The organism is Arthrobacter sp. D1-29 (assembly GCF_054130585.1).
The window spans coordinates 3,637,977-3,653,248 of the sequence record NZ_CP096383.1 but is presented as its reverse complement, the minus strand read 5'-3'; the positions used below and the strand labels follow the sequence as shown (position 1 = coordinate 3,653,248).

At 61.3% G+C, this 15,272-nt stretch carries 13 protein-coding genes; 9 read left to right on the top strand and 4 right to left on the bottom strand.

Annotated elements, in window-relative coordinates; translation table 11 throughout:
- Positions 1-23: 23 nt before the first annotated feature.
- Positions 24-1,238: a DNA recombination protein RmuC gene (locus M1E17_RS16420; RefSeq protein WP_457963025.1), complete on the bottom strand. Its 1,215-nt coding sequence runs from the start codon at positions 1,236-1,238 to the stop codon at positions 24-26.
- A 120-nt stretch (positions 1,239-1,358) separates the two neighbouring features.
- Between M1E17_RS16420 and ychF the strand changes: the two genes are divergently transcribed.
- From ychF to M1E17_RS16400, 4 genes are all read left to right on the top strand, one after another.
- Complete coding sequence (ychF, locus tag M1E17_RS16415; RefSeq protein ID WP_267275768.1) at positions 1,359-2,444, top strand: redox-regulated ATPase YchF; 1,086 nt, start codon at positions 1,359-1,361, stop codon at positions 2,442-2,444.
- Between the two features lie 158 nt (positions 2,445-2,602).
- Complete coding sequence (locus M1E17_RS16410; protein ID WP_457963024.1) at positions 2,603-3,121, top strand: hypothetical protein; 519 nt, start codon at positions 2,603-2,605, stop codon at positions 3,119-3,121.
- A gap of 212 nt (positions 3,122-3,333) precedes the next feature.
- Complete coding sequence (locus tag M1E17_RS16405; RefSeq protein WP_457963023.1) at positions 3,334-4,098, top strand: hypothetical protein; 765 nt, start codon at positions 3,334-3,336, stop codon at positions 4,096-4,098.
- A 391-nt stretch (positions 4,099-4,489) separates the two neighbouring features.
- Positions 4,490-4,831: a hypothetical protein gene (locus M1E17_RS16400; RefSeq protein ID WP_457963022.1), complete on the top strand. Its 342-nt coding sequence runs from the start codon at positions 4,490-4,492 to the stop codon at positions 4,829-4,831.
- Positions 4,832-4,881: 50 nt separating this feature from the next.
- On the opposite strand, the gene M1E17_RS16395 is transcribed toward M1E17_RS16400, so the two are convergent.
- The 3 genes from M1E17_RS16395 to M1E17_RS16385 are packed head-to-tail and all read right to left on the bottom strand — an operon-like array spanning position 4,882 to position 6,972.
- Complete coding sequence (locus tag M1E17_RS16395; RefSeq protein WP_457963021.1) at positions 4,882-5,412, bottom strand: aldo/keto reductase; 531 nt, start codon at positions 5,410-5,412, stop codon at positions 4,882-4,884.
- A gap of 41 nt (positions 5,413-5,453) precedes the next feature.
- A complete protein-coding gene (locus tag M1E17_RS16390; RefSeq protein WP_457963020.1) occupies positions 5,454-5,678 on the bottom strand; it encodes an aldo/keto reductase in 225 nt (74 codons plus the stop codon).
- Positions 5,593-6,972: an LLM class flavin-dependent oxidoreductase gene (locus tag M1E17_RS16385; protein WP_457963019.1), complete on the bottom strand. Its 1,380-nt coding sequence runs from the start codon at positions 6,970-6,972 to the stop codon at positions 5,593-5,595. The genes M1E17_RS16390 and M1E17_RS16385 overlap by 86 nt, the downstream gene beginning before the upstream one ends.
- A gap of 770 nt (positions 6,973-7,742) precedes the next feature.
- Between M1E17_RS16385 and M1E17_RS16380 the strand changes: the two genes are divergently transcribed.
- The 5 genes from M1E17_RS16380 to M1E17_RS16360 all read left to right on the top strand — a co-directional run bounded on the left by M1E17_RS16380 (position 7,743) and on the right by M1E17_RS16360 (position 15,224).
- On the top strand, positions 7,743-9,506 hold the full coding sequence (locus M1E17_RS16380) for an ABC transporter family substrate-binding protein (RefSeq protein ID WP_457963018.1): 1,764 nt from the start codon (positions 7,743-7,745) through the stop codon (positions 9,504-9,506).
- A 324-nt stretch (positions 9,507-9,830) separates the two neighbouring features.
- Entirely contained in the window at positions 9,831-11,516 is a 1,686-nt protein-coding gene (locus M1E17_RS16375; protein WP_457963017.1) for a peptide ABC transporter substrate-binding protein, read from the top strand.
- Between the two features lie 126 nt (positions 11,517-11,642).
- On the top strand, positions 11,643-12,572 hold the full coding sequence (locus tag M1E17_RS16370) for an ABC transporter permease (protein WP_457963016.1): 930 nt from the start codon (positions 11,643-11,645) through the stop codon (positions 12,570-12,572).
- Positions 12,562-13,506, top strand: a complete 945-nt coding sequence (locus M1E17_RS16365) for an ABC transporter permease (RefSeq protein WP_457963015.1) — start codon at positions 12,562-12,564, stop codon at positions 13,504-13,506. Before M1E17_RS16370 ends, M1E17_RS16365 begins: the two co-directional genes overlap by 11 nt.
- Before the next feature lie 11 nt (positions 13,507-13,517).
- A complete protein-coding gene (locus M1E17_RS16360) occupies positions 13,518-15,224 on the top strand; it encodes a dipeptide ABC transporter ATP-binding protein (RefSeq protein WP_457963014.1) in 1,707 nt (568 codons plus the stop codon).
- The last annotated feature ends 48 nt before the right edge of the window (positions 15,225-15,272 follow it).

Below are 15,272 nucleotides of genomic sequence, written 5' to 3'. Positions count from 1 at the left end.
TCATCGCCCAACCGGCGCCCCTGCTATGCGGCGGTATCGCGCAGCTGGAGCTCCGGAGCAGCAACGGACCGCGGTGTCACCTCCAGCGCCGCGGGTGTCAGCAAACCCGTTTCATCAAGCGCGTTGAGTTTCCGTGCCGTCGGCAGCACCCGGGCCTCAAGGGTGCCGATCATTGAGTTGTAGCGATCCACCGAGGACTTCAGGGACGACCCCAGCTTGCTGACGTTCTCGCCGAGGGTTCCCATGCGCTCATAGAGCTGCCGGGCAAGGTCAAAGAGCTCCCGGGCGCTGTCCGTCAGAACATCCTGGCGCCATGTGAACGCCACGGACTTGAGCACGGCGAGCAAAGTGCTGGGAGATGCCAGCACAACATTCCGGGACAATGCATGGTCCAGCAGGGTTGCATCGGCCATCAGGGCGGCCGCCAAAATTGATTCGGCCGGGATAAAGCAGATCACCAGCTCGGGGGAGTTGCCGGGAATGTCCCAGTACTTCTTGGTGCTGAGCGCGTCCACGTGGGAACGCAGCGCTTTGGCATGGGCAGCCAGCAGCGTCTGCTGGGACCGGTGGTTCGGCCCCTGATCCGTGGGGGAACCGGTCACTGCTCCGAGTTCCTGCGCTTCAAGGTACGAGGACAACGGCACCTTGGCATCCACCACCAGCTGCTTTTCCCCAGGAAGCTGCACCACCAGGTCGGGACGGACTGTTGAATCTCCACCGGCGCTGTGAACCTGCTCGAGGAAGTCCACGTGCCGGAGCATGCCCGAGGCCTCAACCACCCGTCGGAGCTGGACCTCACCCCACTGCCCGCGGGCGCTGTTGGAGCGCAGCGCGGATTCCAGGGCATGTGTGGAGCGGATCAGCTGCTCGTCGGACAACCTGGCTTCCTGCAATTGCTGGGCAAGCTGCCCGTACTGTTCCAGCCTGTCCCGTTCCAGCAAAGCGACCTGCTGCTGTACCGCTGTCAGCTTCTCCGCGACGGGCGCCAAGGCCCTGAGCACGCTCCCGTCCTGGCTGCGCGCTTCACCGAGCTCCCGATTCTGCAAGGACAGGAGCCGCCGCTCCGCGTCAGCGGCTGCAAACTGGGCGCTCACCTCCGAAAGGCGCGACGAGACGGCGTCGAAATCTTCTTCCAGGGCGGAACTGCGCCGGCGCAAGGAAAGATAGGCAGCGGCGGCGCCGGCCAGCGCGCCAAGCAGCAGCATGAACAGGGCAAGAATCAGGGCGAATGCATCCATATCCACACTGTTGCATGCCCCTGTGACATTTTAGGGAAGCGACATTTTCAGGCAGCCGCCCAGCTGGGCAAGAGCAATGGCTGAGAGGTTCCTGCTCCGCTGCGGGTAGAATCTATGCTCGTGGCTCTTACTATTGGCATCGTCGGCCTGCCCAACGTCGGCAAATCAACACTCTTCAACGCACTGACCCGGAACCAGGTCCTGGCGGCGAACTATCCGTTCGCCACCATTGAACCAAATATCGGCGTCGTGAACCTTCCGGATCCCCGGCTGAAGCAGCTCGCGGAGATCTTCGGCTCCCAGAGGCTGCTGCCTGCGCCGGTGTCCTTCGTGGACATCGCCGGCATCGTCAAGGGCGCCAGCGAAGGTGAGGGCCTGGGCAACAAGTTCCTCGCCAACATCCGCGAGGCAGAGGCCATCGCCCAGGTTGTCCGCGTGTTCGATGACCCCGATGTCATCCACGTCGACGGCAAGGTTGATCCGCGCTCGGACATGGAAACTATCAACACCGAGCTGATCCTGGCTGACCTTCAGACCATCGAAAACGCCATTCCGCGCATCGAAAAAGAAGTCAAGATCAAAAAGCGTGAGGCCGCCGAATTGGCAGCGATCAAGGCGGCCCAAGCGGTGCTGGAACGTGGCGACACCATCTTTGCATCGATCAAGAGCGACAAGCTGGAGATGGAGCACCTCAAGGAGCTCAGCCTCCTGACGGCCAAGCCGTTCATCTACGTCTTCAATGCGGACGAAGGCATCCTGGGTAGCCCGGACAAGCAGGATGAGCTGCGGGCCATGGTCGCCCCGGCGGATGCCATCTTCCTCGATGCAAAGCTTGAGTCCGACCTCGTGGAGCTGGACGAGGAGGAGGCCCGGGAAATGCTTGAGATGAACGGCCAGGACGAATCCGGCCTCGACCAGCTGGCGCGAGTCGGGTTCCATACCCTCGGTCTGCAGACCTACCTCACCGCGGGGCCCAAGGAAACACGCGCGTGGACCATCCACCGTGGGGACACCGCACCGCAGGCTGCCGGCGTTATCCATACCGACTTCCAGCGCGGCTTTATCAAGGCCGAGGTGGTGTCCTTCACCGACCTCATCGAAGCAGGATCAATGGCGGAGGCGAAGTCCCGAGGCAAGGTCCGTATCGAAGGCAAAGAATACGTCATGGCCGACGGCGACGTGGTGGAGTTCCGCTTCAACGTCTAGGTTCCTTTGGCTGCTTCAGGAAACGCCCGGGATGCTTTACGCATCGCGGGCGTTTCTGTATCACCCCGCGGTCGGCCCCGCGGCGGCGCACTGTCGAACTTCCACTGCTCTCCTGCGCTACGATCATCCATCTTGCCTCCTCCAATTGGTACATCGACTTGGGAAACGCTGAATTACTACAGGGCAGGGCTCTTCGTGCTCAGGTACCATCGTTCCGTTCGGAATATGAATTAGTTCTGACGGATCTGGGGGCGGTTCAGGTGAGTGATGATGTGGCGATTGATTACACCACATGGGATTGGCTGCCCAATGCGGCCGCTGAAATGGAAGCGTATGTTGTCAGGCTTCTTGAAGAGTCCGGAATTAAACCACACGACGTGTCAGCCCGGGCCAAGTCGATCGCATCATTCCAGCGGAAGCAGCAGGCCAAGCGGTATACCGATCCCGTCCAACAAGTAACCGACACTGTCGCGATTCGAATAATCACGTATTCAAATACAGATCGCGAACGGACCAGTGAGCTGATTCGTGGTCGATTTGTCGTCAAAGATGGCGAAGACAGAAATCCAGGCGATGAGAAGCCAGTCCGGCTTCGGGGTACGACTGTCGGCACATTGTCATTTCAGGTGAGGATCCTGGGGCTGAGGCAGATTGGCTGGTATCTGGAGGAAAGCTAGCGCGTTACTTCGAAGAATTCGGTGGGCTTGAGATCCAAGTACGGACGGTTGCTGGTCACGCCTGGGCTGAATTTGAGCATTCCAGACGATACAAAGGCGTCCAGTACACGGCAATCCATGATCAGGACAAAGAAACCATCGATCAACTCTTCGGTGCGGCCTCGGATGCGAGGCGAGCACTCGATGAAACTTTCGTTGCCATCGACCGTATCTTGGCGCGTCCCTCAATAGACAATGAACAGGAACGCTTTGGAGAGGAACTCAAGGCGCAAGCTGCCTCTGGAAACGTGGGGTCTCCACTTGACCATCGTTCTTTGTCTCGCCTATTGGAGAGTCGATTCCCGGGCAACAAAGAAGCCAGCGAGAAGGGGATCGCGTTCGGGCTCGAACTGGCCCGGCTCTGCAATTTGCAAACGATCGAATCTCTCGAAGCGGCACTTGAAGTTGTGGATGGTGAACAAGTCCTCGCGCTGATGGATGCCAGTGGTCCAGTCACCAGGGTGAGACGGCTCGACGATGAACTTCTTGCACGATTCGGCGAGGATTACATCCGCTTGACGGGAACGGCGGGATCAGTGAGCACCAGAGCCCAACAGTTGGAGTGGAGGTTTGATCGTCTCCGCGGAAAGGCGCGCTACAAGGCCTACTTCATTCATGGGAGCGATCGTCCGGAGGATCTAGAGTCAGGTCCTCACACGGCCGCCCGAGCAGTGCGTGCACTCGCTATTCTTGTTGCACAGGAAAAGGGAGTCGACACAGTGATCAATGTAGAAGGGGTCAGCCGCGCCGACGATTTGCCGAAAGGTGCGCGGGCAAAGGAGGCTCCGGTGAATGCGAATGAATCGATCTGGGTGATCACCAACCTGAACCGTGGGTATTCGGAATTCCTGATGAAAGAACTTCTGGATCGGGTTCCCGACCTGGACCTCGAGGTCGTGAGAGATGACACCGTTGTGGCAGGCAATTCGGGACGGTGACGGCGTGATCGGCATTTCGGCGCGGCTGGCTCCGCTGTTTACACGGGAGCGGCACTCCGGCAGGTCATGTAACCTGATCCGGGCTCCGAGATGTTGCTTCATTCCGTAAACATGGTGGAGTTCCGCTTCAACATTTAATGTCTGCGATTTAAGGCAAGAAGTGGAAGGCATGCGGTCTGCATGCGCCAGATTCGGCCGTGTTGTCCGTCTACACGAGCAGTCGCGAAGACCCTGGATGTTCGTTGCCCTTCTTGTGGTGTCGGGTTGTGGTGATAGAAACTTGAAAGCGGACTTTTATCTCATGTTCACCGCAGCCAGACGGTAAGGGCAACAGCGCGCAAAGACCATCAAGACAAGGGAACGCGCGTCAACTATTCAGGGGGAAATAGTCATGAGAAAAATCTTGCAAGTCATGGTTTTCGGGGGCGGACTCATACTTGCCCTCGGGGCCTGCACTCCAACTGAACTGTCGGTGGAGGACACCTGCGCCAAGGTCAAGTCAATCCTCGAAAGCGCGCCCGAAAGCATGGACGACGCGGCTAGGGAGAGAATCGGGGAAGAGTTCAAGAAACTCTCTGAATCGGCTCCGGAGGGCTTCGACGAGCAGCTTAAGATGGTCGGCATTTTCAAAACCTTCGAGATGAGCGACAAGAGCGCAATGATGGGAGAGCCGGGGTTCAATCAGCCCTGGGAGGTGCCTTCCACAAACATCGTCAAGACTTGCGAGCTTTAGGCAGACTCTTTATACCGGGAGTGGTCAACGCCTGTTTTGACCACCGCACGTCACAGGAGGCGGCAATTGCCCGGTTCAGCCAGCAGGGCGGACGACGGCGGGAGCTTCCCCCGCCGCCCGGCCCAGCGCCGCCAGGTTCGGCGGCTGCGGCGGCGCAGCAACGGGTCAGTCAACGACGGCGGCCGATAGCCGGCGTCGGCCTGGTTCAGGGTGGTGCCGGGCGGGACGATCTCGGCGATCCGGTCCAGCACGTCCTTTGACCGGCCCACTTTGTCCGCGCCCAGCGCCCCCTCCAGCTGCTCCAGCGTCCGCGGACCAATGATCGCGGAGGTGACCGCCGGGTGCTCCAGCACGAAGCCGAGGGCCAGATGGATGAGTGACAGTCCGGCTTGCTCCGCAAGCTCCGTCAGTTCCAGAACCGCCTGCGTCTTGCGGGCATTTTCTGCCGACGACGGATCGTGCCGTTCCGGCTGACGGGACGGACTACACGGCAGCACCCCCGGCCTGTGGCGCTGGGCCAACGGCAGCACTTCGCGTTCCACCCCGCGCGCCAGGATCGAGTACGGCGGCTGTTCCGTCACGGGCCGCTCACGGTACCGTTCGCGGGCAACATACCGGGCCTTCACAATCTGGCTGGATCGAAGGTGGACGTGCCGATATAGCGAATCTTGCCCTGCCGCACCAGGTCCGTGAGCGACCCCAGGGTCTCATCGATGTCCGTGTCCAGGTCAATCCAGTCCGTCTGTTCAGCTACCGGCCCATCAGAACGCTGATCCGATCGACGCCCGTTCGGGGGTGTCGGATCCGGCGTAACTGTTCCCGGGGCGCTCCAGGCCGTAGTGCTCACGCAGCGTGCGCCCGCTGTATTCGGTCCGGAACAGGCCACGGTCCTGCAGGATGGGCACCACCTGGTCTACGAAGGCCTCCAGGCCCGAGGGCACCACCGGCGGCATGATGTTGAAGCCGTCCGCCGCGCCGCCGTCGAACCATTCCTGGATGGCATCCGCCACCTGCACGGGCGTGCCGGTAAAGGTGCGGTGCCCTCGGCCGCCGCCCAGCCGTCCGATCAGTTCCCGGACCGTGAGCTGCTCGCGGCGGGCGAGCTGGACGATCAGTGTGTACCGGCTCTTGGCGCCCTCGATCTCGTCCTCGCTGGGCAGGTTGTCCGGCAGTTGGCGGTCCAGGGGCAGGTCCTCGGGGGCAACGCGCAGGGTCTTCGCGAGCTGGATCCGCGCGTACTCCGGCTTGATCAGCCGGTCCAGTTCCCGTTCCAGCGCCTGGGCTTCCGCTTCCGTGGCGCCGATGACTGGAACGATGCCGGGCAGGATCTTGATGGTTTCCGGGTCCCGGCCGGCGGCGGCGGTGCGGGCTTTGAGGTCGCGGTAGAAGTCCTGCGCGTCTGCGAGGGTCTGGTGCGCGGTGAAGACGGCGTCCGCGTACCGGGCGGCGAGGTCCTTGCCGTCCTCGGAGGAACCTGCCTGGACGATGAGCGGGTGCCCCTGCGGTGAACGGGGGACGTTGAGCGGGCCGCGGACCTTGAAGTGCTTGCCTTCATGGTCAACTGTGCGGATCCGCGATGAGTCTGCCCAGACGCCGTCGGCCTTGTCCGCGAGCACGGCGTCGTCATCCCAGCTGTCCCACAGCTTCTGTGCCACTTCGATGAACTCGGCGGCGCGCTCATACCGGACCGCGTGGGCGGGCTGGTCGTCCACGCCAAAGTTGCGGGCGGCGTCCGGACCGGCGGTGGTGACCACGTTCCAGCCGGCGCGGCCGCCGCTGACCCAGTCCACTGATGAGAAGCGGCGGGCAAGGTTGAACGGTTCGTTGTAGGTGGTGGAGGCAGTGGCGATGAGGCCGATGCATTCCGTTGCGCCGGCGATGGCGGTCAGGAGCACGGTGGGCTCAAGCTTCCCGGCGGGGCGGCGGCCCACCTCGCCGAAGAGCACGGGGGAGTCGGCGAAGAAGATGGAGTCCAGCTTGCCGTGTTCGGCTGTTCGTGCCAGGTGCTGATAGTGCTCCACGTTGGTGCTTGACTGCGGATCGCTTTCGGGCAGACGCCAGGAGGCCTCGTGGTGGCCGGTGCTCATCAGGAAGGCGTTGAGGTGGAGTTTGCGGCCGGATCCGGAAGTGGCGGAAGTCATGGGGTGCTCCTTGGATTTCAGGTTGTGGGGATATCGAGAGTTGTGGTGGTTAGTTGGGATCGACGACGGCGCCGAGGGCGGTCAGCAGGTCGCGTCGCAGTGCTTCGTGCCCGGCCATGTCCGTGCGGTTCCGGGCGCGACGAAGCGCGGTGGAACCCGGGAAGCCGGGAAAACGGATAGAGGTGCGTGCCGCCGTCGGCCGCAATGGGTTTGGTGCTGTGGGCCCTCGGCTCAGGATGGCGGGTGCTGGAGGTTACCGCTCCGGACTGCACATTCGGCGGTGACAACAGGGCGGGCCGAAATTGTGGGTGCCGTGCAGGCGGCGTGACGTGTCCGACATCGGTCCTCCTGTTCACTGTGGGTGCTTTGCGCTTGGCCTGGCGTGTGCCGTGAAACACCTAAACACGGGCCGCAAGGCGATGGCCAGCACCACGCAACGGAAGCGCAACGGGAAGAAACGGCGCTACTTATGGCGCCATCCGGGAGACAAAGGGGGCAACCTGGCGCCATGCTCCGCAACGCCCGTTAACGTGGCTGGCATACATCCGGCACACCTTTGTTCACCCGCGCCAGGCTGGTTTTTTACGGTTCAGCCTTATCGGCTACTGCGATAGTGACGGTCATGGACACCCTCCTTGGGGGAGCCGTGCAGAGGTGGAGCAGCCGCTGTCGGTTCTGGAGCGGGCACCATACGCCGTATCCTTACTGGAGGACTAGGACGTGATCCTGGCGACTCCAGGGGTACCCCTCAAAGGGAAAAAGGAGACGGTATGCCTCTCAGGCGCCTGATTCAGATCATCACCGGGGCTCTGGCTGCAGCCCTGGTTGTTTCCGGTTGCTCGGGCACCGGGGGAACGGCTCCAGTCACGCTGGGCCAGGCCAAGCGTGGCGGCAGCGCCGTCGTCGCGGAGGTCAATGCCCTTTCATCCTTTAATCCGTTCAGCACCAACGGAAATACGGACATCAACTCCAAAGTCGGCTACATTACCCATTCAGGGTTCTATTACGTGGACGACACCGCCCGGGTGGTCCGCAACGAGAAGTTCGGCAGGTACGAGAAGGTTTCGGACCAGCCCCTGAAGGTAAAGTACACCGTCAACGAAGGCGTCAAATGGTCAGACGGCGAGGCCATTGACGCCGGCGACCTCCTGCTGGCCTGGGCGGCAGGCTCCGGATACTTCGACGACGCCGATCCAATGACCGGCTTAGGCACCAAGTATTTCGCTGTGGCGTCGGATACAAGTGGCCTCGCGACCACGGTTTTTCCAGAAGTGGGCGCGGACGGACGTTCCATCACCCTGGAGTACGCAGCACCGTACGCCGACTGGGAAGTTGCGTTCGACGTCGGGCTTCCCGCTCATGTGGTGGCAGCAAAAAGCGGGCTAAACGACGAGGAAGACCTCATCGAGTTACTCACGGACGCACCCCGCGGCGACAGGGAAAAGCCAGTCCTAAACACCGCGCTTAAGGCCGTCAGCGACTTCTGGAACTCGGGCTTCGATTCCACCGCCCTGCCTGATGACCCGGCGATCTACCTTTCCAGCGGGCCCTACATAGTCAATAACATCGTTCCCGGCGCCTCCGTCCGGCTCGTCAGGAACCGCGACTACGTCTGGGGACCTGAGCCCCACCTTGACGAAATCACCATCCGCTTTACTGGGGCAATGCAGGCAGCCGTTGAGGCTCTGCGCAACGGCCAGGCCGATATCATCTCGCCCCAGCCCTCGGCTGGCACGGAGGCGCTTTTCAGCGGGCTGGAGAGCCAGGGGGCCACCGTGCAGCGGTACAGCCAGTCCGGATACGACCACCTTGACCTGAACTTTTCCGGCCCCTTTGCTGAGGAGAACGTCCGGCGGGCCTTCCTCAAGACAGTGCCACGGCAGGCCATTGTTGACGCGATCGTCGGGTCTCTCATCCCTGACGCAAAGCCCCTGGATTCCCACGTGTTCCTGCCGTCGCAGCCCAAATACCAGGACACGGTGAAGGACAACGGCTCATCCGAATACTCCAAGGTTGACATTGAGGGCGCCAAATCACTGTTGGCCGGAACCACCCCGACCGTGCGGATTCTGTACAACCGCGACAACCCCAACCGTGCAAGGACCTTCACCCTGATCCGTGACTCAGCCGGTCTTGCCGGCTTCCAGGTTATGGACGGCGGGCTCGGCAACGCCGAGTGGGCCAGGGCGCTGGGTGGCGGAGCCCACGACGCAGCGATTCTCGGCTGGATCAGCACCGGAGTGGGAGTCAGCCGCGTTCCGCAGATTTTCCGGACGGCTGCCGGCAGCAACTTCAACGGGTTCTCCGACGGCGATGCGGACAAAGTGATGGAGCAGCTGGCCATCACAACTGACCTCGCCAAGCAGGATGAGCTGATGGCGGAGATTGACAAGCAGGTGTGGGAGAGCGCGTATGGCCTTCCCCTGTATCAGACCACAGGAACCACGGCGTTCAACAGCCGGATCGCTGGTGTGAGGTCCAGCCCAGGCCCGCTGGGCGTCTGGTGGAGTGTCTGGGATTGGCACGCTCTTTAGTGCAGGAGTAGAAGGCGGGAGCTGCCGCACCCTTTTGTCAGGTGGTGACGGCGGCCGAAGAGTCAGTGCTGAAGGGGTTGACGGGGACGCAGCGGGCCGAATTGCCTTAATCGTACCAGCGAGTAACATGTGACGTGCACTACGGCCGTGAACCGGACACTGCTTGCACAAGAACCGGTCACGGTTTGGCAACGGAGTACCAGTATCTGGACTTTGTGCGGTTAGGCTACTCGACATGTAAGCCGCGTCACATTTTAATGTCTGACGGGGCTGCTGGGAAGCAAAATTTTCCCTAACTCTCTCCCACAACTCATAGGAGGCGGAATGCGTTTCACGCGCACTTCCAAAGCACTGGGCATCGTGGCTATCGCTGCGCTCGCCCTCACCGGGTGCGGCGCTGGAGGCGGCACCGACGACGGTGGCACCCAGGCTGGCGGCGACCCGAACAAGGTCATCACCGCGTACAGCAACGAACCACAGAATCCGTTGCTCCCGGCAAACACTAACGAAGTGTATGGCGGCCGTGTTGTCGAGTTGCTGTTCGAAGGTCTTCGGGCCTACGACGCCGACGGCAAGCCGGTCAATGCCCTCGCCGAGTCGATCGAAACGACGGATTCCCAGAACTGGACCATTAAGGTCAAGCAGGGCCAGAAGTTCACGAACGGCGAAGAGATTACGGCCAAGACTTTCGTTGACTCTTGGAACTTCGCTGCGAACTCGAAGAACCTGCAGAACAACGGCTTCTTCTTCGAGTCCATCGCGGGCTACGAGGAAGTCTCTGCTGTGACCACCGAGAAGTCGGCCGACGGCAAGACGACTTCAACTCCTGCCCCTACCGCGGAAACCATGTCCGGTCTGGTGGCCAAGGACGACTCCACGATCACCGTCGAACTCGCCCAGCCTGAGGCTGACTGGTCGCTGCGCCTCGGCTATTCCGCGTTCTTCCCGATTCCGTCCGCGGCGATTGCGGATCCGAAGGCCTTCGGCGAGAACCCGGTCGGCAACGGCCCGTACAAGATGGAAAAAGAGGGCGCCTGGGTTCATGACCAGTCAATCTCACTTGTGAAGAACCCTGACTACAGCGGGCCCCGCGAATCACAGAACGGCGGCGTGACCTTCAAGTTCTACACCGACCCGGGCCCCGCTTACACGGACCTGCAGTCCGACAACCTTGACGTCACCGATGTCCTGCCGTCGAACGCACTGAAGACCTATGTCACGGATTTCCCGGACCGTAACGCAACGAAGCCCGTAGCCACCAACTCCACCCTGAACATCCCGGGTTACAACCCGAACTTCCATGGTGAAGCAGGCAAGCTCCGCCGCCAGGCGCTCTCGTACGCGATCAACCGCGAGGAAATCTGCAAGGTCATCTTCAGCGGAACCCGCACTCCGGCCAAGGCGTACGCCCCGCCGGTGATTGATGGCTTCAAGGAAGGCCTCAAGGGTAGCGAAACCCTGAAGTTTGACGCAGCAAAGGCCAAGGACCTCTGGGCACAGGCCGACGCCATCACACCGTATGACAGTTCCAAGCCGCTCCTGATTGCCTCCAACACAGATGGCGGCAACAAGGAATGGATTGACGCCGTAGCCAACGGCTTCAAGAACAACCTGGGGATCCAGGCGGAAATCCAGCCCTTCGCCAAGTTCGCGGAAGTCCTGGACCTGCGCAAGTCCCAGTCCCTGCCGGGCCTGTCCCGCGCCGGCTGGCAGGGCGACTACCCGTCCCTGTACAACTTCCTCGGGCCTGTCTGGGCAACCGGTGCATCCTCCAACTACGAGAAGTACTCGAACCCCGAGTTCGACAAGCTCCTCAAGGAGGGCCTGGCAGCCAAGACCACCGAAGAAGCAAACGCCAAGTTCAACTCGGCACAGGAGATCCTTTTCGAGGACCTCCCCGGCTTGGCTCTCTGGGATCAGGCAAAGCCGATTGTGTGGAGCAACAACGTTGTGAAGGCCGAAACCGGCTGGAATGGCGGCATCCGCTACTTCGACATCACGGCCAAGTAGTCCACAGGATCTAACTTGCCGCCAGGCGCATGGGGGTCCGGTTTCACGGCCGGGCCCCCATTTGCCTGCGCAGCAGGAAGGCAAACATGAACCCGATATCTTCCATTCCGGAAGGCCGGTGATCCCTTGGTCCGCTTTATTTTGCGCCGCCTCCTTCAAGTGATCCCCGTCTTCCTTGGCACCACGCTCCTGGTCTATTACATGGTGTTCGCCCTTCCGGGGGATCCCATTGCGGCGCTTTTCGGCGACCGGCAGCCCCCGCAGGCAGTGATCGACACCCTGCGCAGCCAGTACCACCTCGATGAACCCTTCTGGGTCCAGTACGGACTCTTCCTGAAGAACCTGTTCACCTTTAATCTGGGGAACGACTTTACAGGCCAACCCATCGCCGCTTCTTTGGCCCGGATCTTTCCCGTGACGGCAATGCTCGCTGTCGAAGCGCTCGTTATTGAAGCGGTTTTCGGGATAGCTTTCGGCGTCTTCGCTGGCCTCCGCCGCGGCAAGTGGTTTGATTCCGCCGTGCTGGTTGCCTCCCTGGTGGTCATCGCGGTGCCCACCTTCGTTCTCGGCTTCGTTTTCCAGCTGATTTTCGGCGTCCAGCTGGGGTGGGCTAAACCCACCGTGGGGGCAAACGCTGACTGGGGCAACCTGCTGCTGCCGGCGACAGTCCTTGGTTTGGTGTCGTTTGCATATGTGCTCCGACTGACCCGTGCCTCCGTCAGCGAGAGCATGAATGCTGACTATGTGCGCACCGCCACCGCCAAGGGCCTTTCCCGGCCACGGGTTGTCATGACGCACATCCTCCGCAACTCGCTCATCCCGGTGGTGACGTTCCTGGGTGCAGACCTTGGCGGCCTGATGGGCGGTGCCATTGTCACGGAAGGCATCTTTAACGTTCCTGGCGTAGGGAACAAGCTTTACCAGGCAACCTTGCGAAGCGAGGGCCCAACCGTTGTTGCCATCGTCAGCGTGCTGGTGCTGGTCTTTGTGGTGGCCAACCTGCTCGTTGATCTCCTGTACGCCTGGCTGGACCCGAGGATTCGCTATGACCAGTAAAACCAATCACTTCGTAGCTCCCGTTGACGAGACGCCGCTGCTGGCAACAGATACCCTGAAAACGGATCAGGCGCCTCTCAGTCTGTGGGCGGATGCCTGGCGCAAACTTCGTCGCCGTCCCCTGTTTATTATTTCGTCGCTTTTGATCCTGGCCTTGATCGTCATCGCGTTGTTCCCTGGGTTGATTTCAACGGTCCCGCCAAATGATGACTGCCAACTGGCCAATTCGGAAGGTGGCCCCACCGCCGGGCATCCGTTCGGCTTCACGTTCCAAGGCTGCGACATCTATTCGCGCGTGGTCCACGGAACGCAGGCCTCGCTCTCCGTCGGTGTGTTGTCCGTGCTCTGCGTCCTGATCATTGGGGTGACCCTCGGCGCGCTCGCGGGCTACTACGGCGGATGGGTGGACTCGGTCCTCGCCCGGCTCGGCGACATTTTCTTTGCCCTGCCCCTGGTCCTTGGCGCGCTGGTCATCACCCAGCTGCCGGCACTACGCGAAAACAAGAGTGTGTGGACTGTAGTCCTGGTCATTTCCCTGCTGGCGTGGCCACAAATGGCACGCATTACCCGCGGCGCCGTAATAGAGGTTCGGAACGCGGATTTCGTCACGGCTGCCCGCGCCTTGGGCGTTTCAAGGTTCGGTGCGCTGGTTAAGCACGTCCTCCCCAATGCCTTGGCTCCCATTATTGTGCTCGCAACCTTGAACCTGGGCATTTTCATTGTGGCCGAGGCCACACTGTCATTCCTTGGCATCGGCTTACCGCCCAGCATCATGTCCTGGGGCAATGACATCGCTGGAGCGCAGGCGTCGATTCGGACCAAGCCGGAAATTTTGCTCTATCCCGCGGCGGCATTGTCCATCACCGTCCTGAGTTTCATCATGCTCGGCGATGCAGTGCGTGATGCCCTTGATCCGAAGAGCCGTCAGCGATGAGAGAAACAGCCATGACAACTCCAGATATTCGCATCGATGAGGCAGACCGCACGGAACCGACGCCGCTCCTGGAAATCCGCGACCTGGCCATCACCTTCAAAACCGGCAGCGGGGAGGTTCGGGCTGTCCGGAACGCGCACCTCACCATCATGGCCGGCGAGACAGTTGCCATCGTCGGCGAGTCGGGCTCGGGAAAGTCGACCACGGCCCTCGCAGCCATCGGCCTCCTGCCACCGAACGGACGGGTAGCGGGGGGACAAATCCTGCTCGACGGCGAGGACATCGCCCATGCGGCCGAGCAGCGGATGATTGAACTTCGCGGGAACACCATTGGCATGGTTCCGCAGGATCCAATGTCCAACCTGAACCCCGTATGGAAGATCGGCTACCAGGTCAAAGAGACCCTCCGGGCAAATGGCCGCCCCAGCGGCCCCGAAGATATTGCCAGGGTCCTGGCCCAAGCCGGGCTGCCGGACGCGCACCGGCGGGCAAAGCAGTATCCGCATGAGTTTTCCGGCGGAATGCGCCAGCGTGCCCTGATCGCCATCGGGCTGTCCTGCCAGCCGCGGCTGCTGATTGCGGATGAGCCGACGTCGGCCCTTGACGTGACAGTACAGCGGCAGATTCTGGATCACCTGGACACGATGACATCTGACCTCGGCACGGCCGTGCTGCTTATTACCCATGACCTGGGACTTGCAGCGGAGCGTGCTGACAAGGTGGTGGTCATGTACCAGGGGCAGGTGGTGGAGTCCGGCCCATCGCTGGCACTGCTGCAAAATCCGCAGCATCCCTACACCAAACGCCTGGTCGAATCCGCGCCCTCCCTTGCCAGCAGGCGTATCCAGGCGGCGAAGGAACTCGGGGTGGAGGCCACTGACCTCCTTGCACCGGCGGCAGAAGCGGCGGCAAAGGACCATATCCTGCAGATCAGGGACCTTCGCAAGGTCTACAAGCTGCGTCAGGGGCTGGGCAAGACTTCAGACTTTGCCGCCGTCGACGGCGTGAGCTTTGACGTCACGAGGGGCACCACAACGGCGATTGTGGGGGAATCCGGTTCGGGCAAATCGACCGTAGCCAAGATGGTGTTGCAGCTTGAAAAGCCGACTGATGGCGCCATCCTTTTCGACGGCGTCGACACCTCATTGTTGAAGGGCACGGAACTTTTCAAGTTCCGCCGGCGGGTGCAGCCCATCTTCCAGGATCCGTATGGTTCGCTCGATCCGATGTACAACATCTTCCGCACCATCGAAGAACCATTACGGATCCATAAGATCGGGGACAAGGCCAGCCGGGAGAAGAAGGTCCGTGAGCTCCTGGACCAGGTGGCGCTGCCGCAGTCCAGCATGCAGCGTTTTCCGAATGAGCTCTCGGGCGGCCAGAGGCAGCGTGTAGCCATTGCACGCGCGCTCGCCTTGGATCCCGAGGTCATCATTTGTGACGAGGCGGTGTCAGCGCTGGATGTTTTGGTCCAGGCACAGGTGCTTAATCTCCTGGCCGACCTGCAGTCCAACCTGGGTCTCACGTATCTTTTCATTACCCACGACCTGGCAGTTGTCCGGCAGATTGCCGATCACGTGTGCGTGATGGAGAAGGGGCTTTTGGTGGAGACCGGTTCCACGGATGAAGTCTTCGATTCGCCGAAGCAGGAATACACCAGGGCCCTGCTCAATGCCATCCCCGGAGCTCGTCTGATGCTTCCGCCGGAAGTCGCCTGACAGCAGGATCAGGGAGCGTAGGACCAGGGAGTCGGTGCCGGCAAGCAC